Origin of the sequence: Parasaccharibacter sp. TMW2.1882, assembly GCF_023337635.1 — a bacterium.
Lineage (GTDB): Bacteria > Pseudomonadota > Alphaproteobacteria > Acetobacterales > Acetobacteraceae > Bombella > Bombella apis.
In genome coordinates this window covers 928743-952654 of sequence record NZ_NWUT01000001.1, presented here as the reverse complement: position 1 = coordinate 952654, position 23912 = coordinate 928743, and the positions used below count along the sequence as shown (strand labels likewise).

Below are 23912 nucleotides of genomic sequence, written 5' to 3'. Positions count from 1 at the left end.
CTTACTGGACCTCGATGGATGCAAGATGAATGGACTGGACGGACTGGCCATCCGTGTACCAGAAGCGGCACGGGGGACTTCTGCGGGCGGCCCGGATGTCGGCTGCGGCGGTGGAGGCATTGGGCTGGAAGTACCAGCCCCGGCTCTGCACCGTGTCGCTGATGGTGGTTCCGGCAGCCTGGTCGATCTGCTGTTTCTGAAGGGATGTCAGCTGGATTCCGGGGCGGATGGCCCCGAAGCGCAGGGCCTGGTTGATGGTGTCCTGCACGCTGGCTGAGATCAGCCCATCCCCGATGCTGTCATACGGAATCTGCCCGGTCTGGAGCAGAAGCGTGGTCAGGGCGGACTGGAAGGACGCATTGAGCCATATCTGGTTGATGTAGCTGTCCGCCCAGAGGAAAGCCCCCGAGACATGCCCGTCCTCCAGCCACTGGAAGCGGCCCAGCCCGTTGGCATAGGCCCCGTAGAAATTGTAGCCATTGGCCCGGAGGGTGGCGGCTGTCGTGGCATCGGTCACGCTGGGGGTGAGCAGCCCGCTGCGGCGAAAGCAGAGCGTGGTGCGCCCGTCCGTTGCGCTGAAATCGAGCGAGGCCAGCCAGCCGAGACAGAAGGCGGCAGCTAGAGGGTCCTGATAGATCAGGGTGGTGCCATCAATGTTCCGGTTTTGCAACCATGTGCCGAAGCTGGCACTGTTCTGCGGGTTGAGGGCCTGCTCGTCCGTGTCCCATGGGACATACCAGTAACGGTCCGTCGTGCCGGCCACCCATGTGGCGAAGGCCTGTTTCTGTGTCAGGGTGGGTTCCCATGTGGTGGTGAAGCCGGTGAAAGCCTGATTCTGGCTGGTGATGAGGTCCATCAGGCTGGCAGGATCGGCCTGGTGGGCCGGGTCCGCCATATGGATCAGCAGGGTGGGCGGTATCTGGGCTGCATCGTCATGGCTGGCGAAATAAACGGCGGCCATGCGGGCTTCCGGGCTGTTGGCGGGGAAGTCTTTCGTCACGTCTGCCAGGGAGCCGTAGGATTTCAGCTGACCTGTACCGAGAGCGGCTGAATCCGAAGGGGTTGTGATGAGCAGCCCGTTCATGAAAGGAACGCCACTGGCTGTGCCGAGTGTGACGGGATTGATGCTGACAGTCTGGGCAAGAGGGATGGTGCCGGTCAGGGAGGCCATGATGGAGTGTCCTTGTCTGTGAAAAAGGAATCAGTGGTCGGCAGATGGGAGGGGAGTGGCCAGGGTGGCTTCCACCATGGAGGCCATGCCGAGGGCTGTGGCCGTCTCGGCCGGGCGTTTCAGGGTGGTCATGATGACGAGACGCAGTGTCAGGGTGGCGGAGGCCTCATACTGCTGTTCTGCACTGGTGAAGTCCTGCTGCGTGAGGGGCCCGGTGTCTATGGGGGCGATGTCAGGCCGTCTGTGGCGGAACCACGCCACGGTCCGCCGGTCCCGCCACAGGGTGCTGACACCGCCCAGAACCGTCAGGGATTCAGGCCCACGGGCGGTGAGCCGGATGGACAGTTCCACGGGCTGGGAGATGGTGACGCCTTCTTCATCATGGTCATGGCTGTTGGTGGCGAGCGGACGGCGTGTGGTTGGCTGCATGACGAGATGGCTGCCTGAAGGCATGGGCAGACGGTTCTGCTGGCCCTGGAAGAGGCCCCAGCCTTCAGGCAGAATTTCTGCTTTCAGCCAGTCTCCCAGCATCTGCATGACCGTGCTGTCTGTCGGGGTCAGCTGGAACTCTGCCGGCATGGAATCTGGCGGGTGACGATCAGGCGGCACCATTCATTGGCTCCCCATTGTTCGAGTATTTTCGTGACCAGCCATTCCGATCCTTCAAACAGGAGGCTGTCGCCCCCGCTCTGCAGAGGGCGACTGAGAGTATGGGCGCTGCCTTGCAGAAAGACGGTGCGGCTTTCTCCCTGCTGGGCGATGTCGCCAATGAGCTGGAGGAGAGTGGCCGGGGCGGGCTGGATGTCGATCAGCACAGGGATGTCCTCATGAAGCGGGGTCGTGCTGTAATCGGCGGCAATCTGGCTGCCTGTCATGCGGCGGAGAATGGCAGGCTGAAGCGGGTTGATGGTGGTTGTCACGCTGCTGGCGAGAGAGAAGAGATTCATGCTGTCTGGCCTTCCATCAGGTGGTGAAACCGGTCAGGCGGGACTGGATTGACGAAAGCGCATGACTGCGCCACTTTACGGCCAGTTCTGGCTGGTTGCGGATGCGTGTTCAGCCAGTGAGACAGGAGTAAGATCGTATGTATGGTGCTGTAACCGGCAAGGCCGTGTTGTTTGCCGTGGTGCTGATCCTGTGTCTGCTTTCTCTGACACGGACCATTTTCCTGATGATGCGGGCCGGTGATGGCAAGCGTATCACCTTCGGTACGCTGGTCCATCTCGTGGTGCCTTTCCTGTTCGCCTATGTTGTCTGGAAGCTGCTCTGGCACTGAGAGCGTCAGGTGATGATGGAAGACGGCCCACCCTTCTGGGGTGGGCCGTTTCCGTATCAGGGCCAGAGGTAGGCTGGATGTGCCTGGCCAGGCAGGAAGCGCATCTGGCGGAGGGGGGCCGTGGCCTGCCAGAAGATCAGTCCATACTGCGTCTGGCTGAACCACCCGGCCTGCCTTGGCAGGGCACTGCCATCCAGTGTGATGGAGACGGCCCCCCGTGTGGCGGAGGCGACCCGTCCGACTGGCGGTGCCGCTGGCGGGCTGCCGGTGGCCTCACCAGACTGGGCTGGTGTTTCGGTGGCGAAGAGCTGCGCTTGGTGCGCTACCAGCAGCCAGAGCAGCGTCCTGCGTCGTGTCATGTCCCGGACAGGGGAACGGCCCGTATTGTTGAGGATCAGTTCTGCCAGCTGGAAGAAGCTTTCCGCCTGCCCGGCACTGACATGCCCGACGAAGGCCGGATAGGCGGCGAGCCAGTCCTGATAGGAAAAGGTAACCTGCCCTGGGGGGGAGGAGTCCGTCATGGTGGCATTGTCTCCCGGTTGGAGGCCCGTGCCGTTGGGCTGGAGGGCATAAGGCACGGGCGGGTGGTCAGGCTGTTTTCTGCATGGGGGTGACACCTTCGGCCAGGGTGGTGTTGTCAGCCCCTTCCAGCCCCGTGCGGTCCTTGGCCAGTTCGGCCATGGCATTGTCGGCACGGGCGGGCGTGGTTTCGGCAAAGATGATCTTCCGGGTGATGAGGTCGCTCTGCCTGTTCTGTTCCAGCCAGGCTTTCCAGAAGTTGGTCGGCACGGTGGTCCGTCCTGCCCGCCCGAGCAGACGGTTTTCCACGGGATGGTAGAGCGGGTCCTGCCGGATGCCATTCAGCAGTATGGAGGACCGGGCCTGTGGCGGAGTCATGACGGGGGCCGTGGCCTGTGTCCGTTCGCTCAGGCTGGAGAGGTCATGCAGGTCGAGCCGGATGCCGGAAGGCAGACGGCAGAGGACGGTGACAGTATCGGCCATGGTTCAGATTCCTGTCATGGTGACGCAGGCCACCGGGTAGAACCAGATGGTTCCCCATGTGCCCTGGGATTTTTTCTGGCGGATGTAGGAGCTGTAGCGTTCGACCGCATGGGCACGCAGCTTCTCGGTAAAGGCGGTGGTGACACTTTCCTGCCCGTCCACCTCCCGCAGGAAGAGCTGCATCTGCGTGACCTTGCTGAGACCACCAGACAGCGTACTGCCGGCTTCCGGCAGGGTCTCGATCTTCAGGTTGGGCAGGTTCTCCCGCAGCAGTTCACGAAGGGAGACACGGAACTGGTTCGTGTACAGCAGGCACTGCTGCCGCTCCGTCGGAATGACGAGGGTCAGGGGGCTTTCCAGCGTGACATTTCCGCCCATCTGTTCGGAAAGCTGCTGGAAGGCCTTGAGAATGTCGGCATAGACCTGCATCGGGTCGGTCATGCTCAGCCAGTCGCTGCTGCCCGTTGCCGCTCCGGAAGGAGCAATCTTCGGGGTGGGCTGGATGGCCGGTGGCAGGGCTGTGTCATTGAGGGCACCACGCAGCTGGAGACCTTCCATTCCGAAGAGGCTGATGCGGTTGCTCGTCTTGTTCAGGATGGAGATGGACGCCTCATTCTTGCGGGAGACCCAGTCCAGCCGTGCCGCTCCCATGCGTTCCGCCTCCCGTTCTCCCCAGCGGGTCCATGTCTGGAAATGGAAGGACTGCCTCTGCACCCAGTTGGCGTTGACGTCACTGTCCCCGGAGCTGTCATAGTCCCCGTAGGAAGCTGTCTGGCCGGAAAGTTCGACAAAGGGGAATTGTGCCGTGTCCGTCAGCCAGTCGCCTTTCTGGCCCTGGCCATAGATGGCCTCGGCCCGGATGGGTGTGATGAGAGCCTTGATGGTGCGAGGGTCGGCATAGGTGGAAAAGATGGACGGAATGCCGGAATTGGGAGCCGTCACGGCGCTGTCGAAGGCCATGGCGTGGTCAAGCACGCCATGAATGCCGAAGTCACGTTTCAGCATGGCGGAAGAAATGGGGTGGGGCATGGTGATACCTTGCTTGTGGTCGGGAGCGGAGAAGGGGCGGGCGGGTTGAAGAGGGGTCAGGCCGTCATGGGGTGCATGGGGCCGGAAATGATGATCGGTTCTCCCGCACTGCCGCCACGGGAGACCGTCCAGCCTGTGGCCACGGTTCCCTGCGGTGTGTTGCCTGCCGGGGCCGTCTGGAGGCTGCCGTCACCTGTGGAGGCATAGACGGCCTGTCCCGCCGTGGCGGCCGTGCTGGCCACGGCCCAGAAGTCTCCGCCCTCAGCAAGGCTGGCCATGAAGCCCTGCGGCAGGGTCATGGTGGCGGACTGGAGATACTGTGTCGTCAGCCCCTGCTGCGAACGGTAGAGGAAGCCCGCCGGGGTGGTGGTGCCGGTGTGGCTCAGGCTCACGCCGTCTTCATGACGCCAGACGAAACGGGCAATGGTCAGCCCGCCCTCTCTGGCGATGAATCCGCCTTCCGGGGCGATGGCCGTGCGGATGGGGTTGGCACTGGCCGGGGCTCCGGGAAAACCCTGCGGCCATGTGTAGGAGACAGTCTGCTGGAAATCGGACATGGATGTGCTTTCTGTAAATCTGGGCAGGGATGGGGTCAGTAACGGCGTGGGGCCGTATACCCGGTGGCGGTTTCATCAGCGGCAGGAGCGTGCGTGATGGGTGGAGTCATGGCCTCCAGACGGGTCTGGACGAGGGCATGAAGACCGGCCTGATTGATGGCGGCGAGACTGTCCGCTGCCATGCCGGACTGCCGGAGGGCATAGCGGTAGACGTCATCGGCACTTTCCATGCCATGAACCTCTCCGACCAGGGGGCGGACAAGGCGGCGTGCCTCCTCCGTGGCCTGGCGCAGGGCACGGTCGGCGGAAAGGGCCTTCTGGATGGCCTCGTTCAGGGCAGATTCCGCCTCTTCATGATGGGGTACCTCGGCGGTGGGCGTGTCGTCTTTCCGTGTCATGGTGGTGGCTGCTTTCCCTGTGGCTGAAGAATCATGGACCAGCACGTCAGGGCCGGCCCGTCCTTTTGTTACGAGAGCAATATGGTTTCCCCGGATGTTGACCATGCGTCCGTCATAGGGCTGGCCCTCATGGGTGCCCGGTGTCATGTCCGCCTCATAGGCGTAGCCGCAGGACAGTTCCTTCTGGTCACCGGACTGGATGCGGGTGATGGCAGGACCATCAAAGATGACCATGCCGACCGTCAGGTAGGGGCTTTCGAAGCGGGCATTGTCCATGGTGGAGCCGACCGTCAGTTCCCTTGGGTGGGCATCCGCACTGGTGGGGACGTGTTCCTCCAGAACAGGCAGGGAGTTGAAACTGTCTGCCGCCTTTTCCAGTTCTTTCGGGTCCCGCAGGAGGCGGTAGGACTGGTCCGGGTTCAGGCCCAGCCGGGCATGGTCGGGAATTTCCCGCCCCTGATAGAGGCAGATGTTGGCCTTGCTGATGGGGGTCCGTTCCACACGGAGGCGTCCGTTGTCATCAAAACTGCGGACGGACCCGGTGCGGTCATAGGCGAGAATGGTCATGAGGCCTCGGATGGCTGTGGTTGTGTGGTCTGCTGCCAGAGGGGCTTGAAGGTGATCTCCAGCGCAGGGTCGGTGTCTCCCCAGAGGTTGAGCTGGATCAGGGTGAGCAGGCGGCTCAGCACGGGCCGCATGTGGGCTTCCTGAAAGGCGGCGATCTCATCGTAGAACACCCTGATTTCTCCAGCGGAGGAGGCGTTCAGCCCGTTGGGGGTGATGCCGAAGAGCTTTACGAGCGGTATGCCGGGTATGGAGGCCATGGCTTCCATGGCCTGGGACTGGAGGTCGGCAAGCCCTGTCAGGGGTGTGGCCACGATGGATACATCCTCGTTCTGCCGGTCGGCCACGATGATGTCCTGTCCTTCGGAAATTTTCTGCATGAAGGAGGCCCGCCCCGTGATGGAGGCTGTCGGGTCGGCCTCGTCGCTGGTGCCGGTGGCCATCAGGCCGCCCATGTCGGTCTTCAGGACAAGCCTGGAGAAATTGGTCGTGATGTTGCTGATGCTGTTGCGGGTCCGCAGGAAGTTGTGGACATAGGGGCGCAGCTGCTGTGTCAGGCTCATCCCGCCGAAATTGAATGACGGTTTGAAGAGGTCGGATACGCCATAAGGCACCATGCTGATGAGCCTGTCCCGATGGACAAGGCTACCCTGCACCCACCAGTTGCGGGGCCGGTAATAGTCATCCTGCAGGGGAGAGTCGGCATTGTAGGCGTTGGGCGTGGTCCAGACCGGTTCGATGTTTTTCAGCCCGGCCAGAGTTCCCCTGCGGACCCCGTGGGGGGTGAGGGGCAGCGGGAGTGTCTGCCCATAGGTCGTGCGGGGCGTGTCAGCCATGTTGAGCCAGATATGGCCGATGCCGTAGAGCAGGCTGTCCAGAATCTGCTGGTGCAGAAGCTCGCGGACATTCAGCCGTTTCATCTCCACATCCAGCGCATGAAGGCGGGCTGCGGGATCCGACGGAAGAGCCGGAGAGGGATGGTCTGGGTTGTGCGTGCTGAGGCTGATCCATTCCCGTGTGGCTTCCCGTGCGATGACATCACAGGGTTTGCGGAACTCCGCCCGCTGGGCCATCTGGGCGAGGGTCGGATACCCCAGAAAACCAAGCCCGTCGGCCATCCATGATGGCTGGGCTGCCGTCTGTCCCATAGCCCAGCAGGCCATGTCCATCATGGCCGTGGGGGCAGAATCCATGCCGGGCTGGTCATGCCCTTCCGGCACGACGCCCGGTGGTGGCCGGTAGGGGGAGAATGGCGTGGCTGTCTCTCTGTCATCGGGTGTAGGGATGGTGTGGGAGGCCCGCCACAGGCGGGTCAGCCAGTGGGGACTTGTCTTCCCGGCCATACTGGTGTGACGTGGAGCGGCGGGTTCCTGCCGGGGGCGTGCGGTTGTTGTGGGCTGTTTTTCAAACAGACGGGTGAGAGAAAAACCGGGCATGGGCAAGGCCTATCTGTAACGGAAAGGAGACGTGTCATGAGATGGATCGACTGGAAGGCATCATCACAGCGTATTGCCGGACGGATGCTTCTGCTGGCCCTTCTGGGTGGGCTGATACTGGGGGGAGCCGTAGGGGGATGGCTGGTCTGGGCGCTGGGTCATCCGTGAGAGCCATGTCCATCAGGTAGGTGGTGCAAACCGTGAGAAATCCGGCAGGGGGGACTGGTTGGTGATGAGGCCATCCAGAGCGTAACGCAGGGCGTCGATGTAATGGTTGTTCGTATCTTCCACCTGCGGGAGGACATCGCCTGTCAGCGGGTCCGACCTGTAACGGTAGAGGCGGAACTCACGGACTGTCTGCTGGCAGCGGGGATGGATGCGGATGGACCGGAAGGAGCGCAGCCTCTCGATGCCATCCTGTACGCTTCCGGGCCATTTTCGGGCGGCACTGATGCGGAAATGATGGCGGGTGCGAAGGTAACTGATCGTTTCCGGCCGGGCACCGTCTGCCCGGATGGGCCAGTGGCGGATGCCCGGTATTCTGTCGAACAGGGCAGGCAGGTGGTCCAGTGGAATGTGGGTGCCGCCTGCCTCATGGTCGATATGGAGGATGTCCTCGTGAATGAAGCAGCGTATGACGGCTGTGGGGTCCTGTGAGAAGCCCCAGTCCACTCCAAAATGGAAGCGGCAGCTGCTGGGGGGCCGGAACTCTTCAACCGTGATGCGGTCGGGGAAGATGAGGGCTTCGTGATGCAGCTGATAGCCTCCCTCCCAGATATGCCCATAGTCCTGTGGCCGCAGATGTTGATCCCGTTTTCGTTCCTGATCCAGAACATTTGGGAACCACGGATTGTCTGACCAGTTCGCCCGGATCGTGATGAAGGAGGGGTCACCTTCCGTGGCAGGATCACGCATGAAGGCATCCACAGGGTCGGAGGGATGATTGGGATTCCAGCTGAACCAGAGTTCGGAACCGGGCTGGCGGATGGTCGGGCGCAGGAGTTTCAGGGACCTGGCCGAGAGGGACTGCGCTTCCTCCACCCAGGCGATGTTCATTCCTTCCAGGGATTTTATGGTTTCGGCATTGTGGGACTGCATCCCCTGGAAGAGGATGACACCGCCGCCGGGTGTACGGATTTCCCTGTCCAAAACTGTGAAGAGGTGGGACAGGTTCAGGCGTGCGATGGTGTCCCGGAGCAGCTGGTGAACGGAAACAGTCAGGGATTTCTGGATTTCCCGGATGCAGACCGCCCGCAACCCGGGGCGCAGTGTGGCCTGTTCGATCAGCATTCCGGCAAAGAAACAGGACTTCCCGGAACCTCGTCCTCCCCAGATGCCTTTATAGCGGGCAGGCTGTAGAAGGGGCGCAAAGGCCCGGGGTGTCATGATGGTGACCCGGTCTGTTGTCATGAGGCCCCTGCATTTTATTGCGGTGATGTGTCCGGTGGTGTTGTGCCCGGAGCAGCGGGATCGATGATGAGCCGCTGGATGGTGTGTACGGGGCCGCCATCATGCCCGGCATGTTCCATGGTCTGCCGGTCGCCATACCGCTTTGGGGCACGGCGGGCCATGATCCAGCGGAGCATGTCGAACCTCAGCTTGTGGAAATTGACCGTGGCCGCATCAGCTTTTTCTGGCATGGCCCTGATATGGGAGAGGATGGTGCTTTCCAGACTGTCGGCAGACAGTTCCCGTGCCCGGCGATAACGGGGCAGGAGGGCCGGATGTTTCTGGAGCCAACGATAGAAGCTGCGCAGGGTGGGGCGCTGTGCGCCGGAGCAGATGTCATGCAGGGGAGTGCCGAGCATGAGGTCTTCCATCATTTCATCAAAGAGTTTCTGCGAGAAGGAGACAGGCTTTTTGCGGGGCGTGTCATGAGACATGGGTCGCATGAAGGCGGTTGCGGGCATGTCTGCCAGAGAAGAAGGGCAGCCTGTCACTTTCCAGAGCGTTGACCTGCAGTTCCCGGTGTGTCCGGAGGCGGAGCTGGGTGAGGGTGAAGGCGGAGAGACTTGCAGGCTGGGGGGTGACGGCCTGACGCTGCTTGAGGAAGGGAATGGCCCTGACGACCGCATTTTGTTTCAGTCCCAGAATGAGTTCATCCCTCCATGTCAGAGGAATGTCGGCCCTGTGTGTCAGGGCTGGAGCTTCGTGGATCGGGCAGAGAACAAGACTGTTGCCCTCTTCGGCAAGAACGGTGCAGAGGCCGCGTCTGGTCAGAACGATGCGGCCGCGGCCGAGCGGCTGCCCGGCGGGGGAGGAAGGCATGTGAGCCATGGAAGAAAGTCCGTTTTTAATGAATGCAGGTGCCGGGCATGGAAGCCGGATCATGCATGTCCGGCAGGATGGGCCTCGGTGGTGCAGTGGAGGTGGATCATGGCGCATGGGGTCGCACCGCCGGGAAGGGCGGTGGTTTGCGGAATCCATCCTGAAGGGAAAGAAAAGCTGTCTGTCTTGGAACAGCAGTCATGAAAAAAGCCGTACACCCCTCTGGGCGCACGGCTCGTAATGATGTCCTTTTTATAGGATAAAGCGGGTAAGCTGTCAACAGGAAAAAAGCAATCCGGGTGCCATGGTCAGTTGCGGAGTTCCGCAGCCGTGATCTTCCGGGGTTTGTTCAGGATGATCTCGCCATGCCGGATGATCTTCTCAAGACCTTCAGGGGCCAGATGATAGCGTCTGGACAGGGTCATCATGTCGAGCCCTTTGCGATGTTCCCGGGCAATGGTGACAGCCTGTCTGGCTTTTTCGCGTCTCTGTCCCTGCCAGAAGGCGGCCAGCATTTCCAGTGTGGCGGCGCACTCTTCCGAAGCCTTTTTGCGGGCACTGTCCGGGTGCAGATCGGGATAGAGTTTGGAGCCGAGGGAAGAAAAGGACCAGCCGAGTCCCAGCATGTTCACGAGCAGCTGGTGTCGGGCCCGTCCCGCATGGCGGCGGAAGGCGTTCAGCCGCCCCCAGGCTTTGCCCTGCAATGCATTGAAGGTGAAGACATTCCCCGCCTGTGCGGGGGCGCCGCCATTTTTCATGATGTCGAGATAGCCGTGTTCGGCCAGCATCCAGTCCTTGACCCACTGTTCTGCTTCAGAAATGACATCAGCAGTCAGACGTGAGGAGAGGGCACCAAGAGTGTTGGCACGGCGGCGCCTGCGGCCGATGATTTCATAATCGGGCTTGCGGGTCCGCTCCCGTGTCGGGGTGGTCGTGATGTGCGTGATGCGAGACAAAGGAATTCTCCCGGAAAACTGCGTTATGGTCCGTAATGGGGCATGGCCCCATGACAATCAGGTCATATGGAGAGGATGAAAGCAGTGAGGGTATTTCTTCCTTGGCAGATTGAGTGTCGGAGAGCCTCCTGTAAGGAATTGCTCTGAGGATGCGGGGATATACCCTTAAATGTCAAGAAAAATTAACAGGACCTAGGGTGTCCCCTGTCTGGACATACGCAGGAAAGAGGGATAATCCCCGTACCATGTCTATTGAATCGTTGTTGTCGCATCTGGATTCCCTTCTGGCGGCCCAGGGATTGTCCGACAGGCGGGCCTGTCTGAAAGCCCGTGAGATCAATCCTGCTGTTGGTGTGGATTTTTTGCGGGACATGCGTCGGCGCAAACATCTCCCCCGTACGGACAAACTGGCAGCCCTGGCCCAGGTGCTGGGTGTGCCGGTTGGTCCGCTGGTAGCAGAGATCAGCAGGTCTGAAGAGCAGAAGACAGTCGAACAGCCAGCGCCGTCTCCTAATCTGCCTGTTTCGCAGGTGCAGGTCTGTGGTGAGGTGCAGGCCGGGGTCTGGAAGGAGGCACATGAATGGCCTCTTCCAGACCAGTATGCGATCACCATTCCTTACGATGCAGCCTATCCCGGTCTGAAGCGATACGGGTTGATGGTGAAGGGGCAGTCCATGAACCGTGTGTTTCAGGATGGTTCGGTGGTTATCGTCATCAATTTTTCCGAGCTGGGACGCCGGCCCCGTAATGGGGATTATGTGGTCGCCATGCAACGTTCCAGAGTGTCGGATGGTTTCGAGGCCACCATAAAGGCGGTTCAGGTCAAGGAAAGCGGACAGATGGTTCTCTGGCCCCAGAGTACCGAGCCGGAGTTTCAGTCACCGATCATCCTGCCTGCACCGGGTGATACGGTCTGCCACAGCGCTGCTGAGAGCCCGGATGTAACCATCCTTGCGCTGGTTGTCGGCAGTTATGTGCCGATGCCAACGGCATCTTTTCAGGGATCGTGAGAGGGGCTGAGGCAGGCATGTCCCATCCGGCGGGGTTGGAAAGGGTGAAAGAGGGTAGGGCTGATGACGCTGCGAGGCGGATCCTGCATGTGGACATGGATGCGTTTTATGCTTCCATTGAGCAGCGAGACAATCCGGCTTTACGGGGCAGGCCAGTGGCTGTGGGGCGTGGGTCAGGTAGAGGTGTCGTGGCCGCTGCTAGCTATGAGGCCCGTGTCTTTGGTGTACGTTCCGCTTTGCCCTCGCACATGGCACTGGAACGTTGCCCGGAGCTGATCTTCGTTCCTCCCCGTTTTGACGTCTATCGTGCTGTCTCGGCTCAGATTCATGCCATTTTCCGGCATTATACGGCGCTCATACAGCCGCTGGCGCTGGATGAGGCCTATCTGGATGTTACGGAACAGTGGCCTCCTTATGGATCTGCTACAGCCGTTGCTGAAGCCATCCGGCGGGATATTCGGCAGCAGACAGGGCTGACGGCCTCAGCGGGGGTATCGTATAACCGTTTTCTGGCCAAACTGGCTTCGGGGCAGCGAAAGCCCGACGGGCTTTTTGTGATTTCTCCCCGGCAGGGTGCTGCTTTCGTGGCGGATCTGCCTGTGGAGAAATTCCATGGTGTGGGGCCGGCGACCACGCGGCGGATGCATGGTCTGGGAATCCACACGGGAGCGGACCTCAGAAAATGGACAGTACCGGAGTTGAGGCAGCATTTTGGCAGTTCAGCCCAGTTCTATCATGATATCGCCAGAGGTCAGGATCATCGCCCGGTAGAGGCCAACCGGCCCAGGAAGTCATTGGGAACGGAGACAACCTTTCCGCATGACGTGGCTGAATGGGACAGGCTGGCAGCGACGTTGAAAGCGATTGTCAGCAAACTGGCTGCTGGCTGTGCGCAGAAGCGCCTTGCCGGACGGACCGTTACGCTCAAGTTGCGCTATGCCGGATTTCATACGGTAACCCGGGCTCGCTCAATGGCTTTCCCTGCCGCCGATGAGTGCGTATTGCTGCCAGTGGCTCTGGAAATTCTGCGCAGTTTCTTCCCGCTGGACCGGCCAGTGCGACTGCTGGGACTGACCATTTCCTCGCTGGTGTCGTATGAGGACCGTTCCCTGCCGGTACAGATGGGTCTGTTTGAGCAGACTGTCTGATTTCCCGGGAGTGCATGGAGAATGGCTTGCCTGATCTTTCGGGAAGAGCGAGGATGAATGAACCGGCGGCACTGGCTGGTGGTCAGTGCCGTGTCGCCCAGAATCAGGGAGGGAACATGAGTGATTTTCCCAAGGATGCTGCATCCTGTGTACAGCTGAATGATGGTCATGCCATGCCGTGGATCGGGCTTGGTGTCTGGGAAACACCGCCTGATGAAACAGCTGATGTTGTCAGAACAGCCATAGAGCTGGGCTACAGGGCCGTGGATACGGCCCGGCTGTATCGCAATGAGGCGGGAGTTGGCGAGGGGCTGAAAGGGCACCCCGCCATGTTTGTCACAACCAAGGTCTGGAATGACGAGCAGGGTTATGATTCGACCCTGAAAGCTTTTGATGAGAGTGCCCGTCTGCTGCAGCGTGATGTGGTGGATCTCTACCTCATTCATTGGGCAATGCCGCAGCAGGGACTGTATGTGGAGACGTGGAAGGCTCTGATCGACCTGCAGAAACAGGGGCGTGTCCGGTCTATCGGCGTGTCCAATTTTGAGAAAGATCACCTCCAGCGAATCATGGATGAGACAGGTGTTGTGCCTGCCGTCAATCAGATCGAGATTCATCCTTTCTTCCAGCAGGAGGAGTTGCGGGCTTTTCATAAAAGCGTGGGAATTCAGACCGAAGCGTGGCGTCCTCTGGGCAAGGGGACTGTACTGAACAACGAGCTGATCGGTGATATTGCCAGACGCCACGGCAAAAGCCCGGCACAGGTGATTCTGCGCTGGCACCTCCAGAATGGGGTGATCGTGATTCCCAAATCAGTTCATCGGGAGCGCATGGCAGAGAATCTGGACCTGTTCGATTTTGTCCTGCCCGAGCAGGAGATGGCGGCGATCGCCACGCTCCATAGGGCGGATGGCCGCATGGGAGAGAATCCGGCGAATCCGGTATTCGGCTGACATGGAAAAGGCGCATCCTGTTTGTGGGATGCGCCTTTTCCTGTTTCCGGAGATGCTCGGGCGTGTCAGATATCGAGAAGATTGACCGACTGGGCCTGCTCCTGAATGAACTGGAAGCGCAGCTCAGGCTTGCGGCCCATGAGGCTCTCGATCCGTCTGCGGGTCATCAGGTTGTCTTCTGTCGGGACGGTTACACGCAGGAGTGTGCGGCGTGCAGGGGACATGGTGGTTTCCTTGAGGTCGGAAACCGGCATTTCCCCCAGCCCTTTGAAGCGTGAAATTTCAACTTTGGCATTGGGCTTGAAGTCCGTCTTCAACCTGCGGTCACGGTCGAGGTCGTTCATGGCGTAGACGGTCTTGCTGCCATGAGTGAGCCGGTAGAGTGGTGGCTGCGCCAGGTAGAGGTGCCCCTGCCGGACGAGGTCCGGCATCTCCCGGAAGAAGAAGGTCATCAGCAGGGAGGCGATATGGGCGCCATCCACGTCAGCATCTGTCATGATGATGATGCGGCCATAGCGCAGTTTTTCAAGGTCGAGAGTCTTGCCAAAGCCACAGCCAAGTGCCTCGATCAGGTCTTTCAGCTCCGTATTGGCCAGCAGTTTTTCCTGTGTGGCAGAGGCGACATTGAGTATCTTGCCCCGCAGGGGCAGGACGGCCTGTGTTTCTCTGTCACGGGCCTGACGGGCAGACCCCCCGGCTGATTCGCCTTCCACGAGAAATATCTCCGTCTCATGGGCATTGCTGCGGGAGCAGTCTGTCAGCTTGCCGGGCAGACGCAGGCGTTTTGTCGCCGTTTTGCGGGTTGTTTCACGGGCTTCACGGCGGCGCAGGCGTTCTTCTGCCCGTTCGACCATATAGCCGACCAGACTGTCAGCCTGCTGGGGATTGCCCCCCAGCCAGTGGTCGATCCGGTCCCGCAGGGCACCTTCCACGAGGCGACTGGCCTCCTGTGTGGTCAGCCTGTCTTTTGTCTGTCCCTGGAATTGTGGGTTGCGGATGAAAACGGACAGACGGGCATTGATGGTGCCCAGCACATCTTCCGCCGTGATGGTGCTGGAACGGCGAATCTTGCGCTGGTCCCCCCAGTTGCGGAAGCCTTTGACGAGTGCCGCTCGCAGGCCGTTCTCATGGGTGCCACCCTGTGGTGTGGGAATGGTGTTGCAGTAGGAAATGAGAGCGCTGTTTCCCTGGTCGAGAAAGGCAACAGCCCACTCGACACGCCCACCGGGTTGGCCATCGGCAGCCACAGGCAGCTCAGCCTCACCAGCCCAGAGGGGGGTAAGCAGGGCAGGTGAGGGACCAAGATCAGCCGTCAGGGCATCTTCCAGACCATTTGGATAGGCGATGACAGCTTCGGCTGGTGGAGCATTGTCCCCTTTCAGAAGTTCCGGGGCACAGGACCATGTGATGCTGACCCCCCGGAACAGCGCTGCCTTGATCTGGCACTGGCGGTACAGGCGGGCCGGGGAGAAATGCAGGGGGCCGAAAATGTCACTGTCCGGGGTGAAACGCACCATCGTGCCACGCCGGATGGCAGGTTTTGTGCTTTCTAGCGTACTGGTTGGCAGACCACGGGAGAAAGTCTGTCGCCATCCCTTGCGGTTGCGGTAGACCTCGACTTCCAGATGGGAGGCCAGTGCGTTGACGACAGAGCTGCCCACACCATGCAGACCGCCTGATGTGGCATAGGATTTGCCAGAGAATTTCCCCCCCGCATGGAGCGTGGTGAAAATGACCTCAAGGGCTGATTTTTTCGGGAAGCGGGGATGGGGGTCAGTCGGAATCCCACGGCCATTGTCACGGACCATCAGGGTGTGGGCGTCTTCCAGACAGACCTCAATGGTCGTGGCATGACCCGCCACGGCTTCATCCATGGCGTTGTCAATGATTTCGGAAGCAAGATGGTGGTAGGCCGCATCGTCCGTACCCCCGATATACATGCCAGGGCGACGGCGTACCGGCTCCAGCCCTTCAAGGACCTCAATGGCCCCGGCATCATACTGTTCAGCTGGCTGTACATGGGAGGGGGCAGGTGTGGAACCCTGCTCGAACATATCGGCCATCCTGTGATCCTGTCTGTCGGGGCGTGGGGAGGGGCGGGAGGTCAGCCCCGGCGCCTGCGGCGGCTCGTGGCCCGGTGGGGAGGCTGGGGTGCCGTGCAGCTTTCGTAGGAAGAAGGCTGAACAATATCCTTGGCCTCGGCATAATGGGCGAGGTCGCTGTTCGAATCGTCCAGCGCCTCGATCTCGTCATACATCGGCACACGTTGGGCACAGAAGGCCGTACCGGACTTCAGCCCCCCCAAGGACTGCACATCTGCCAGCTGCGTGATGTAATCATCATGTTTTTTCTGCGCTTGGCGGCCAAATGTCCGGTGGAAATAGGAATCCAGCCGTCTTTCCGATTCTGTCAGGATGGGGCGGAAGCGTGTGATGAACTGGTTGTAACGGTCCTGCGTCTGGCAGGAGAGAGCCGTCACCATGAGTTCCGATTTCAGACCAGCCAGATTGAAGGCTGAATGGTCTTCTGCCGAAGAGTGGCAGGCTGCTGCCCATGAGGCAGGGGCAATGGCAAAAAAAGCCGCAGTGGCAAGGGCCAGTCCAGTCCTGGAGAAGGACAGGCCGTAGGACAGAAGAGACATATGAAAACTCCCGCTGACAGGTTCTCTGCCTATATCATGGTCATTTGGGAAAGTCTGCCCTGAGACGGGCAATTCTTTGGTGGGTATGGCCGTGTAATGATGAAGGAAACGTTAAACATAACTGACAGAGAAAGAAATATGGAAGACCTCATTCTCATGATGGTGCTGAAAGCGTATCGTGCGTTCTGAAAACTGGCGGATTGCGGGCAGGGGCCTGGATGCGCCTTTTTTATCTGTTTTTAGTTTTCTCTGGAGTGGACTGTGCAGCAGAGCAGTTTTCTAGTGCGGGCAGGGGTTGTCGGTGCAACTCTTCTGGCCCTTGGCGGGTGTGTCGGCCAGCAGTCAAGGGGGCCGAGTGGCATCGAGATTCCTCCCAATCCTTTTGCCAACGAGAAGCGGGCTGCTCATTGTGAGGTATCGCCTGTGCAGACAGACGCCACGGGCCGCATGAGTGTGAGCATGACGGTCAGCGCTGGTGATGGCGGTACCTGCCCGTTTTCCATCAGCAAAGGGGGTGGAGGCAGTTACGTGTCTTTTGGTGTGGTTCCTCCGCCGGAGAATGGCAGGGCCTTTCTGTACAATTATGATAACCGCACATATGTGGAATACACCCCTGCGGCGGATTACAAGGGGGCTGACGGCTTCACCGTGGAGTTGATTCCTGCCCATGCACAGCCACGCCGTCAGCTTCAGGTCCGTGTGCAGGTCGAGCCGGCTGTCGTTGCAGCTGCCCCTGCCCCCTCTGAGGAACCGGGCAAGAAGATGGCCGAATCAACTGAGAAAAAGACGCCTCAGGCTGTCCATCATGCGACCTCCCGAACGGTGCACCATGCCGTCAGCAGGCACGCTCCGGCAGCCAAGACGAAGTAACAGGGCGTAGAGACCTGTCAGAAAAAACAGGCCGGACACACTGAATACGTGTCCGGCCTGTTTTTTGAGAGGGCACATCAGGATGTCTGACCGGCAGGCGAAGGCCGGTCAGACTCTGAAGTACCTGTTTACTGGAAGTCGATTTCCACCCGGCGGTTCTGCGGTTCTGCCGTACCGGGGCGGGTGGAGACCAGTGGCTTCGAATCACCAAAACCGTGAACCTCGATGACGCCAGCCGGTACGCCATCGCGGATCAGCTCTGCCTTGATGGTCTGCGCACGGCGGAGAGACAGGGCCATGTTGTAGGCTTCAGCCTTCCGGCTGCCAGGACGGACAGCCGAAGAATCGGCATGGCCATTGACCTGGATCCGGGTGAACTGGGCTGATGTGGAGTTGCGGGCAGCTGTTTCCACGATGGCCCGCGCCCGGTCGGACAGGTTGGCACGATCCCAGTCGAAGAACACCAGATAGGTGCGGACGGGGGCAGGTGCCGGGGTGGAGAGGGTGGGGGCCTGTGTCGGTGGCGGCGGAGCCGGGTTGAACTCATAGCGCAGCCCGAGCATCAGGGAATGGTTGAAATCTGTCCGGCTGCCACGCTTGCCGCTGACGGGTCCACTGTCGGGGGCAGCGATGTTGTAGGATGCTGTCGTGAAGTGCCTGTGGCGGCCCGTGATGGTGTAGAAGCGATATTCCATTGTGGTGGAAAGGCCAACAACCCATGGCACGGGCAGTGAAACACCAAAGATGCCCTGATAGGCAAAGCCGCCTGCGCTGTCACGGGTCCGCTGCCTGTAGCCCCTGTCTGCGCCTGTCCCCTGGATTCTGGTGTTCGTGAACTGGCTTCCATAACCGATACCAGCCCCGAAATAGGGGTAGATCCAGTTCTGGCCGATATCCATGTCAAACAGGGCATTGGCCATGCCCCCGTATTTCTGCTGGTGACCATGGGCTGTGCTGCTGAAGCCGGGGGAATGGAACCGGGAAAGGCGGTTGTTGCGGTAGTTGCCCTCCACTTCCACACGGAAACCGTTCCCCAGTCCCCAGCCGATGCTGCCCAGCCCGGTGATGCCTGTCGCAAAGTCGTCCCGACCATGCGCAAAGAGCTTCGTGTGGGGATTGACGGTCTGGGACTGGTTGAAGCTCGCCCCCGCTGCCCCGCCGACATAGAGGCCACGGACAGGCTGTGCCCGGGCCGCACCAAACGCCATGACTGACAGGCAGGCGGCACAGGCGCTGCGGGCCAGCAGTGATGTAATGGAGGGGCGTGCGGTCATGTAATTACTCTCCAGCCAGACAGGTGGCTACCCTTTTCACTGAAAGTGACAGTAAACGCAATGGATTGCCGGGACATACCTGTGCCGTTTGCGTCTGAATCGGGAAAAGATGTGTCCTATGTGTTACAGGTGGATGAGGCGTCGGTCGGCCCCCGGGGAACATGGGGCTGGTCAGTCTTCATGGCTGAAGCGGCGTGTGGTGATGTCATGTTCCAGCGGGTGGGTGCTGTCTAGGACATCAACCTCCATGATCCAGAGGTCAGGGTCGTACCGTTTCTGCCGTTCCAGATAGGCATTGGCCTGCATCATGGCACTTTCCGTGTCGCTGTCCTCAAAGGTCTGGCGCAGCCATGTCGCACCCTGTTCCCGTAATATGGCGATGCGTCCATCCCGGCCATTCAGCATGATGAAGACACTGCCAGCATCTTCGTCACCTTTACGGACCAGAACGGCCATCAGGCCATTCTGGTTGAGGTGCCTGAGGGTGGCACGGACCCAGAATCCGGTTTTCAGGCCATGGAACATGAGTCCGGTCTCCCTGCCAGATGGTGCATAGTCGTCATGGGGTGGTGTTGGCCGCCGGGTGAATTGCCGTGTTGTCCGGCAGATGCAGGAGGGCAGCACGATAGGTGTGGGGGATGATGAAAAGTGCCAGAGCGGCGGAGATGTCGGTCGGGCTGGCAGCGGCAGGGGGGCAGACCTGTCGCAGGGCACGCCGTGCCGCCTCCGGGCTGTCTGTGCTGATGAGGCGGGACTGGCGCAGGGCATCGGTCATGAGGGACTGGTCAGCACGAAGCGCTGCCAGCTGGTCCCGGAGGGAAAACTGTCCCTGGGGGCTTGTGCAGAGCTGGGGCAGGACACCAAGGTCCTGCAGGGCCCAGCCTTGGGGAGCGGTGATGTGTGCCCATGTCAGGGACAGGTGCCCCCCGTTGGGCAGGGTGGAAGAAATCTGGACCATGCCTTTGCCAAAGGTACTGCTGCCGGTCACAACGGCCCTTTGCTGGTCGGCCAGCGCCGCTGCCAGAACTTCGGCTGCACTGCCCGTATCCTGGTCAACCAGCAGGGCCAGCGGGGTATTGTTGGTCAGATCCCCGCCCTGGATGCTCCAGACGTGATTGGCCTCCGCCGCCCGTCCTTCGGTCGTGGCGATCACGCCGTGGTCGAGGAAGAGCGCCGCCGTCATGACCGCCTGTTGCAGGATTCCTCCATGGTTCCCGCGCAGGTCCAGCACGAGGCCGGGCAGGGTGGGTGCTGGTGGGGTCCGGCCGTCTGGAGGGTGAGGCAGACTGCTATTTGGGGGTGTTTCTGGCAGGAGCGTGGAAAGATACTGGCTGACTTCTTCGGCCGTCCGGCTGGAAAAATGGGTGACCCGCAGGATGGGGAACCGCCCGGCCTGTTCAGGGAAGACACTTTCTTCTGCCATGCGCCCACGGGTGAAATTCCTGATGAGATGATGTCCGTCCTTGGTGCGGAATTCCAGCTCCACCGTACTGCCAGCAGGGCCAGTCAGCATGGCCTGGAGGGCGGGCAGGGCCATCTGGCGTGTGCTCTGGTGGTCGAGGCTGGTCAGGCTGTCTCCCGGTATGATTCCGGCATCCCATAGAGGGCTGTCGAGGTTGAGGGCTGCCACGACAGGGAAATGGGCTCGTGTCCGGCGGAGGGTCAGCCCGACGCTTGCTGCGGGTTCGGGTGGGGGCTGGGCAGGCGTGACGGCATCAGACTGGCTGGGCGGCGGTGGAGGAGACTGATAGCGGGAATAGGGGTCCAGCCTGGCCAGAAGGCCATTGAGAAAACGGCTCAGCAGGGTTTCATCATTCATGAGCTGGTAGGATGGCACATCACGTCGCAGGAGCGTGATGAGCTGGAGGCTCAGATGGCTCCAGCCGGTCACGTCGTCCTTGCCGGGTGTCCGGACAGACAGCAGAGGGTGCCTGTCATGGAGCAGGCTCATGTGAGCCGGGCTGAACATGGTTCCGGGCTGGACGGCGAGGGTGAAGCTGGATGATGGCGCCTGCCCATGGTCCGGCTGTTGTAAAGGCTGGGGGACTTCCAGCAGGGCCTGCATCCCCCAGAGGCAGAGTTCCTGCGGTGTGTGCGGGGTCAGCGTCCGGGGAAGCATGAATGTAAGGGCGGTTGATAATGTCAGCTCTGCCAGCCGGTCTTCATCCGTGAATTCCGGGAGAGCCGGAGCGGTGGGGACGGGGGTGGGTCGGGAGGAGCTGCCTGTCCCTGCGGGTTGGGATGTTGTGGTGGCGATGGATCCGACCGGGGTGGAGGAGGGTGCTCCAGGGCGGCCGGCAAAATGGTGGAGCAGCCGGCTCCAGAAAGGATGGGCCTGAACAGGCTGGGCGATGGCAGAGCCGACTGTCAGCACGCCGGACAGGGCAACCCCGGTGAAGGCTGTGCAGACGGGACGCAGGAGGCGAACTGGCATCATGAAGGCGATGGACCGGACTGGTAAGAAAAAGGGAAGATGAAAAGCCGGGACACTGTCACATGGTTTCTTTCGGGGACAGAGGCCGGGCAGGGCGGATCGTGCCCGTCGCGGGCCGGGGGCGTGCCATCATGGAAGACACATCCCCCGCTATTATGCCGCATTCATGGAAGAAGGGAAATCAGAAAGGAAGGTCATCCTTGCTGATGGGCGCCTCTGGTGAGGTTTTGCTGCGGCTGCCGGTTTTTGTGGTTCCGCTTTTTGTCGTTTTGGCTCTGCTGGTTGCCTTCCCTGTCGCTGCCTTTTTGGTGGCCGTTTTTCTGGTCGTGCTCTTCGCCGTAGTGGTTTTTCTGGTCGTGGTCTTTTTGGCGGCCGTTTTTTTCGTGGTTGCCTTGCGGCCACCTTTCAGCGGTTTGCCTTTTTCATCCAGCAGGGTGAGGGCCTCTTCCAGCGTGACGTCATCCATCGAGTCCCCTTTGGGGAGAGTGGCAATGGTCTGGCCATGCTGCACATAGGGACCAAAACGTCCCTTGCGGACCATGACGACCTCACCATCCTTGGGGTGCGTACCCAACGTGCGGATGGAAGCCAGCTTTTTGGCCAGAGCATCAACGGCCCGGTTCAGGCCGATGGTCAGCACGTCATCATCCTTGCTGAGCGTGCCGTAGATGCTGCCCATCTTGACGAACGGTCCGAAACGGCCAAGACCGGCCGTGATCATCTCGCCCGTTTCCGGGTGGGGGCCAACCTCACGGGGGAGGGAGAGAAGGCCGATGGCTTCCTCAAGGGTGAGCGTTTCGCCGTTACGGTCCTTGGGGATGGTGGCCCGTTTTGGTTTGGCCTTCTTGTCTTCAGGGTCCGGCTCGCCACGCTGGACATACAGCCCGTAAGGCCCACGACGGAGGGTGATGTTCTCGCCCGTGGCAGGGTCATGGCCAAGCAGGCGCATACCGTCCGGTAGGGCAGTCTCCTCGCCATTATCAACCGCCAGGGGGCGGGTGACACGGCACTCCGGATAGTTGGAGCATCCCAGGAAGGCTCCGTGCCGCCCTAGCTTGAGGCCCAGCCGTCCATCAGTGCAGGACGGGCAGCTGCGTGGATCACTGCCATCCGGTCGGGGTGGGAAGAAATGGTTGCCGAGGTCCTGGTCCAGCGCCTCAATGACATCAGAGATTTTCAGGTCTTTTGTCTTGGCAACCGTGGCCGAGAAGTCGTTCCAGAAGGCGGACATGACATCATGCCAGTCAGCCCGGCCATCCGAGATGTCATCCAGCTGCGTCTCCAGCGAGGCTGTGAAGCCCGTATCTACATAACGCTGGAAGAAAGAGGTGAGAAAAGCCGTGACCAGCCGCCCCCTGTCTTCCGGCACGAAGCGTCGGGCATCAAGGCGCACATAATTGCGGTCCCGCAGGACGCTGAGGATGGAGGCATAGGTGGAAGGCCGCCCGATGCCGATTTCTTCCATCTTCTTGACCAGTGATGCTTCGGAATAGCGGGGAGGTGGCTGGGTGAAGTGCTGTTCGGCTGTCACGTCCTTCGTGCCCAGCTGGTCGCCTTCCTTCATGGCGGGGAGAAGGCGGTTCTGGTCATCATCCCCGCCTTTTTCCTTGTCATCATGGCCTTCGATATAGAGCTTCAGAAAGCCGTCAAAGGCGATGATGGAGCCGGTGGCCCGCAGCAGGGTCTGCTCCTGTTCATCACCGATGGTGACGGCTGTCTGGTCCAGCTCGGCAGACTGCATCTGTGAAGCAACGGAGCGCTTCCAGATCAGTTCATAAAGGCGTTTCTGGTCCGCCGTGAGCACGGAGGCGACAGAAGAAGGTGTACGGGACACATCGGTAGGGCGGATGGCCTCGTGGGCTTCCTGTGCGTTTTTTGCCTTCGTGGTGTAGGAGCGTGGCTTGCCCGGGCAGTAATCTTTGCCAAAGGATGAGCTGATATGGGAGCGGATGGCCTGCACGGCCTCCGAGGCCATGGTGACGCCATCGGTACGCATGTAGGTGATCAGGCCGAACGTCTCGCCATTCAGGTCCACACCCTCATAAAGCTGCTGGGCGGTGCGCATGGTGGTCTGTGCACTCATGCCCAGCTTGCGGGAGGCTTCCTGCTGGAGGGTGGAGGTGGTGAAAGGCGGTGCCGGATTGCGGCGTGTCCGCTTCCGCTCGATCTTCCGTACGCTGAGGGCGGAGGAGCGGACCAGATCACGGGCCCTGTGGGCCATGTCCTCATTGGTCAGGGCGAACTGGTCGAGTTTTCTGCCTTCAAGATGGGTCAGTTTTGCGGTGAAGTCCGCCTTGGCGGGAGTTGTGAAGAGACCTTCCACACTCCAGTATTCCCGGGGTTTGAAGACCTCGATTTCCGCTTCCCGTTCGCAGATCAGCCGCAGGGCGACAGACTGCACACGCCCTGCACTGCGGCTGCCCGGCAGTTTGCGCCAGAGAACGGGAGACAGGGTGAAGCCGACCAGATAGTCCAGCGCACGGCGGGCCAGATAGGCATCAATCAGGGGGCGGTCCAGCGTACGGGGGGCCTTCATGGCCGCAGCGATGGCGTTTTTGGTGATCTCGTTGAAGGTGACCCGCTCGACCTCAATATCCTTGAGGAGCTTTTTTTCCTCGAGGGCACTGCGGACATGCCACGAGATGGCCTCACCTTCCCTGTCCGGGTCGGTGGCGAGAATCAGTTTGCTGGCCCCTTTGAGAGCCTTGGCAATGGTGGCAATCTGTTTCGAGCCACGATCATCGGTCTGCCACGACATGGCGAAATTCTCGTCAGGGCGCACGCTTCCATCCTTGGGAGGAAGGTCCCGCACATGGCCGAAGGAGGCGATGACGGTATAATCGCTGCCGAGATAACGGTTGATGGTCTTTGCCTTGGCAGGGCTTTCTACAACCACAACATTCTTCACTGCCATGAGTCTTTCCC

General features: G+C 60.5%; 25 protein-coding genes. 6 read left to right on the top strand and 19 right to left on the bottom strand.

Annotation, left to right across the window (positions count from 1 at the left end; translation table 11 throughout):
* Nucleotide 1 precedes the first annotated feature (1 nt).
* Genes CO583_RS04345 through CO583_RS04335 form a run of 3 tightly spaced genes read right to left on the bottom strand, consistent with a single transcriptional unit; the run spans nt 2 to nt 2118 of the window.
* Nucleotides 2–1171 (bottom strand): DUF3383 family protein, encoded by a 1170-nt coding sequence (locus CO583_RS04345; RefSeq protein WP_248630319.1) that lies wholly within the window; start codon nt 1169–1171, stop codon nt 2–4.
* A 30-nt stretch (nt 1172–1201) separates the two neighbouring features.
* A complete protein-coding gene (locus tag CO583_RS04340; RefSeq protein ID WP_248630320.1) occupies nt 1202–1783 on the bottom strand; it encodes an LIC_12616 family protein in 582 nt (193 codons plus the stop codon).
* Nucleotides 1729–2118: a hypothetical protein gene (locus CO583_RS04335; protein WP_043562126.1), complete on the bottom strand. Its 390-nt coding sequence runs from the start codon at nt 2116–2118 to the stop codon at nt 1729–1731. Before CO583_RS04335 ends, CO583_RS04340 begins: the two co-directional genes overlap by 55 nt.
* Nucleotides 2119–2255: 137 nt before the next feature.
* On the opposite strand from CO583_RS04335, the gene CO583_RS04330 reads away from it, so the two are divergent.
* Nucleotides 2256–2447, top strand: a complete 192-nt coding sequence (locus tag CO583_RS04330; RefSeq protein ID WP_043562128.1) for a hypothetical protein — start codon at nt 2256–2258, stop codon at nt 2445–2447.
* A 56-nt stretch (nt 2448–2503) separates the two neighbouring features.
* On the opposite strand, the gene CO583_RS04325 is transcribed toward CO583_RS04330, so the two are convergent.
* Genes CO583_RS04325 through CO583_RS04300 form a run of 6 tightly spaced genes read right to left on the bottom strand, consistent with a single transcriptional unit; the run spans nt 2504 to nt 7433 of the window.
* Nucleotides 2504–3025, bottom strand: a complete 522-nt coding sequence (locus CO583_RS04325; RefSeq protein WP_249103188.1) for a DUF4054 domain-containing protein — start codon at nt 3023–3025, stop codon at nt 2504–2506.
* Between the two features lie 10 nt (nt 3026–3035).
* Entirely contained in the window at nt 3036–3449 is a 414-nt protein-coding gene (locus CO583_RS04320) for a hypothetical protein (RefSeq protein WP_181005249.1), read from the bottom strand.
* Between the two features lie 3 nt (nt 3450–3452).
* On the bottom strand, nt 3453–4478 hold the full coding sequence (locus CO583_RS04315; protein ID WP_248630322.1) for a DUF2184 domain-containing protein: 1026 nt from the start codon (nt 4476–4478) through the stop codon (nt 3453–3455).
* A 56-nt stretch (nt 4479–4534) separates the two neighbouring features.
* Nucleotides 4535–5035: a hypothetical protein gene (locus CO583_RS04310; protein ID WP_081562629.1), complete on the bottom strand. Its 501-nt coding sequence runs from the start codon at nt 5033–5035 to the stop codon at nt 4535–4537.
* 35 nt (nt 5036–5070) lie between these two features.
* Entirely contained in the window at nt 5071–6000 is a 930-nt protein-coding gene (locus CO583_RS04305) for a DUF2213 domain-containing protein (RefSeq protein ID WP_248630323.1), read from the bottom strand.
* Nucleotides 5997–7433 carry a DUF1073 domain-containing protein gene (locus tag CO583_RS04300; protein WP_154980962.1) on the bottom strand — a complete coding sequence of 479 codons (1437 nt, stop codon included), beginning with the start codon at nt 7431–7433 and terminating at the stop codon, nt 5997–5999. The genes CO583_RS04305 and CO583_RS04300 overlap by 4 nt, the downstream gene beginning before the upstream one ends.
* 36 nt (nt 7434–7469) lie before the next feature.
* On the opposite strand from CO583_RS04300, the gene CO583_RS09205 reads away from it, so the two are divergent.
* Nucleotides 7470–7601, top strand: a complete 132-nt coding sequence (locus tag CO583_RS09205) for a hypothetical protein (protein ID WP_256462226.1) — start codon at nt 7470–7472, stop codon at nt 7599–7601.
* Between the two features lie 12 nt (nt 7602–7613).
* On the opposite strand, the gene CO583_RS04295 is transcribed toward CO583_RS09205, so the two are convergent.
* The 4 genes from CO583_RS04295 to CO583_RS04280 all read right to left on the bottom strand — a co-directional run bounded on the left by CO583_RS04295 (nt 7614) and on the right by CO583_RS04280 (nt 10657).
* Complete coding sequence (locus CO583_RS04295) at nt 7614–8843, bottom strand: PBSX family phage terminase large subunit (protein ID WP_248630324.1); 1230 nt, start codon at nt 8841–8843, stop codon at nt 7614–7616.
* Between the two features lie 14 nt (nt 8844–8857).
* A complete protein-coding gene (locus tag CO583_RS04290; protein ID WP_052349176.1) occupies nt 8858–9316 on the bottom strand; it encodes a hypothetical protein in 459 nt (152 codons plus the stop codon).
* Nucleotides 9306–9710 carry a hypothetical protein gene (locus CO583_RS04285; RefSeq protein WP_086431794.1) on the bottom strand — a complete coding sequence of 135 codons (405 nt, stop codon included), beginning with the start codon at nt 9708–9710 and terminating at the stop codon, nt 9306–9308. Before CO583_RS04285 ends, CO583_RS04290 begins: the two co-directional genes overlap by 11 nt.
* A 299-nt stretch (nt 9711–10009) precedes the next feature.
* Nucleotides 10010–10657: a hypothetical protein gene (locus tag CO583_RS04280; RefSeq protein WP_248630325.1), complete on the bottom strand. Its 648-nt coding sequence runs from the start codon at nt 10655–10657 to the stop codon at nt 10010–10012.
* Nucleotides 10658–10902: 245 nt separating this feature from the next.
* Here CO583_RS04280 and CO583_RS04275 point away from each other — a divergent pair, with 245 nt between their 5' ends.
* From CO583_RS04275 to CO583_RS04265, 3 genes are all read left to right on the top strand, one after another.
* Complete coding sequence (locus CO583_RS04275; RefSeq protein ID WP_166651630.1) at nt 10903–11667, top strand: LexA family transcriptional regulator; 765 nt, start codon at nt 10903–10905, stop codon at nt 11665–11667.
* A 95-nt stretch (nt 11668–11762) separates the two neighbouring features.
* On the top strand, nt 11763–12815 hold the full coding sequence (dinB, locus tag CO583_RS04270; RefSeq protein WP_249079264.1) for a DNA polymerase IV: 1053 nt from the start codon (nt 11763–11765) through the stop codon (nt 12813–12815).
* A 116-nt stretch (nt 12816–12931) separates the two neighbouring features.
* Entirely contained in the window at nt 12932–13768 is an 837-nt protein-coding gene (locus CO583_RS04265) for an aldo/keto reductase (protein WP_043561701.1), read from the top strand.
* A 65-nt stretch (nt 13769–13833) separates the two neighbouring features.
* On the opposite strand, the gene CO583_RS04260 is transcribed toward CO583_RS04265, so the two are convergent.
* Nucleotides 13834–15831 (bottom strand): type IIA DNA topoisomerase subunit B, encoded by a 1998-nt coding sequence (locus CO583_RS04260; protein WP_043561028.1) that lies wholly within the window; start codon nt 15829–15831, stop codon nt 13834–13836.
* A 41-nt stretch (nt 15832–15872) separates the two neighbouring features.
* A complete protein-coding gene (locus CO583_RS04255) occupies nt 15873–16409 on the bottom strand; it encodes a hypothetical protein (RefSeq protein WP_081562618.1) in 537 nt (178 codons plus the stop codon).
* A gap of 261 nt (nt 16410–16670) precedes the next feature.
* Between CO583_RS04255 and CO583_RS04250 the strand changes: the two genes are divergently transcribed.
* Nucleotides 16671–17279 (top strand): hypothetical protein, encoded by a 609-nt coding sequence (locus CO583_RS04250; protein ID WP_248630326.1) that lies wholly within the window; start codon nt 16671–16673, stop codon nt 17277–17279.
* Between the two features lie 128 nt (nt 17280–17407).
* On the opposite strand, the gene CO583_RS04245 is transcribed toward CO583_RS04250, so the two are convergent.
* The 4 genes from CO583_RS04245 to topA all read right to left on the bottom strand — a co-directional run bounded on the left by CO583_RS04245 (nt 17408) and on the right by topA (nt 23895).
* Nucleotides 17408–18553 carry an OmpA family protein gene (locus CO583_RS04245; protein WP_043561026.1) on the bottom strand — a complete coding sequence of 382 codons (1146 nt, stop codon included), beginning with the start codon at nt 18551–18553 and terminating at the stop codon, nt 17408–17410.
* Nucleotides 18554–18724: 171 nt separating this feature from the next.
* Entirely contained in the window at nt 18725–19078 is a 354-nt protein-coding gene (locus tag CO583_RS04240) for a DUF1491 family protein (protein WP_154980966.1), read from the bottom strand.
* A gap of 34 nt (nt 19079–19112) precedes the next feature.
* The gene (locus tag CO583_RS04235; protein ID WP_249103186.1) at nt 19113–20990 is read right to left on the bottom strand and encodes a S41 family peptidase; all 1878 of its coding nucleotides are present in this window, start codon (nt 20988–20990) and stop codon (nt 19113–19115) included.
* A gap of 178 nt (nt 20991–21168) precedes the next feature.
* Nucleotides 21169–23895 (bottom strand): type I DNA topoisomerase, encoded by a 2727-nt coding sequence (gene topA, locus CO583_RS04230; protein ID WP_249103229.1) that lies wholly within the window; start codon nt 23893–23895, stop codon nt 21169–21171.
* Between the last annotated feature and the right edge of the window lie 17 nt (nt 23896–23912).

Excerpts from the sequence above, each read along its gene's own strand:
- CO583_RS04345 (WP_248630319.1), bottom strand. The coding sequence starts at position 1,171 with ATGGCCTCCCTGACCGGCACCATCCCTCTTGCCCAGACTGTCAGCATC.
- CO583_RS04340 (WP_248630320.1), bottom strand. The coding sequence starts at position 1,783 with ATGGTGCCGCCTGATCGTCACCCGCCAGATTCCATGCCGGCAGAGTTC.
- CO583_RS04335 (WP_043562126.1), bottom strand. The coding sequence starts at position 2,118 with ATGAATCTCTTCTCTCTCGCCAGCAGCGTGACAACCACCATCAACCCG.
- CO583_RS04330 (WP_043562128.1), top strand. The coding sequence starts at position 2,256 with ATGTATGGTGCTGTAACCGGCAAGGCCGTGTTGTTTGCCGTGGTGCTG.
- CO583_RS04320 (WP_181005249.1), bottom strand. The coding sequence starts at position 3,449 with ATGGCCGATACTGTCACCGTCCTCTGCCGTCTGCCTTCCGGCATCCGG.
- CO583_RS04315 (WP_248630322.1), bottom strand. The coding sequence starts at position 4,478 with ATGCCCCACCCCATTTCTTCCGCCATGCTGAAACGTGACTTCGGCATT.
- CO583_RS04310 (WP_081562629.1), bottom strand. The coding sequence starts at position 5,035 with ATGTCCGATTTCCAGCAGACTGTCTCCTACACATGGCCGCAGGGTTTT.
- CO583_RS04305 (WP_248630323.1), bottom strand. The coding sequence starts at position 6,000 with ATGACCATTCTCGCCTATGACCGCACCGGGTCCGTCCGCAGTTTTGAT.
- CO583_RS04300 (WP_154980962.1), bottom strand. The coding sequence starts at position 7,433 with ATGCCCGGTTTTTCTCTCACCCGTCTGTTTGAAAAACAGCCCACAACA.
- CO583_RS09205 (WP_256462226.1), top strand. The coding sequence starts at position 7,470 with ATGAGATGGATCGACTGGAAGGCATCATCACAGCGTATTGCCGGACGG.
- CO583_RS04295 (WP_248630324.1), bottom strand. The coding sequence starts at position 8,843 with ATGACAACAGACCGGGTCACCATCATGACACCCCGGGCCTTTGCGCCC.
- CO583_RS04290 (WP_052349176.1), bottom strand. The coding sequence starts at position 9,316 with ATGTCTCATGACACGCCCCGCAAAAAGCCTGTCTCCTTCTCGCAGAAA.
- CO583_RS04285 (WP_086431794.1), bottom strand. The coding sequence starts at position 9,710 with ATGGCTCACATGCCTTCCTCCCCCGCCGGGCAGCCGCTCGGCCGCGGC.
- CO583_RS04275 (WP_166651630.1), top strand. The coding sequence starts at position 10,903 with ATGTCTATTGAATCGTTGTTGTCGCATCTGGATTCCCTTCTGGCGGCC.
- dinB (WP_249079264.1), top strand. The coding sequence starts at position 11,763 with ATGGATGCGTTTTATGCTTCCATTGAGCAGCGAGACAATCCGGCTTTA.
- CO583_RS04265 (WP_043561701.1), top strand. The coding sequence starts at position 12,932 with ATGAGTGATTTTCCCAAGGATGCTGCATCCTGTGTACAGCTGAATGAT.
- CO583_RS04260 (WP_043561028.1), bottom strand. The coding sequence starts at position 15,831 with ATGGCCGATATGTTCGAGCAGGGTTCCACACCTGCCCCCTCCCATGTA.
- CO583_RS04255 (WP_081562618.1), bottom strand. The coding sequence starts at position 16,409 with ATGTCTCTTCTGTCCTACGGCCTGTCCTTCTCCAGGACTGGACTGGCC.
- CO583_RS04245 (WP_043561026.1), bottom strand. The coding sequence starts at position 18,553 with ATGACCGCACGCCCCTCCATTACATCACTGCTGGCCCGCAGCGCCTGT.
- CO583_RS04240 (WP_154980966.1), bottom strand. The coding sequence starts at position 19,078 with ATGTTCCATGGCCTGAAAACCGGATTCTGGGTCCGTGCCACCCTCAGG.
- CO583_RS04235 (WP_249103186.1), bottom strand. The coding sequence starts at position 20,990 with ATGATGCCAGTTCGCCTCCTGCGTCCCGTCTGCACAGCCTTCACCGGG.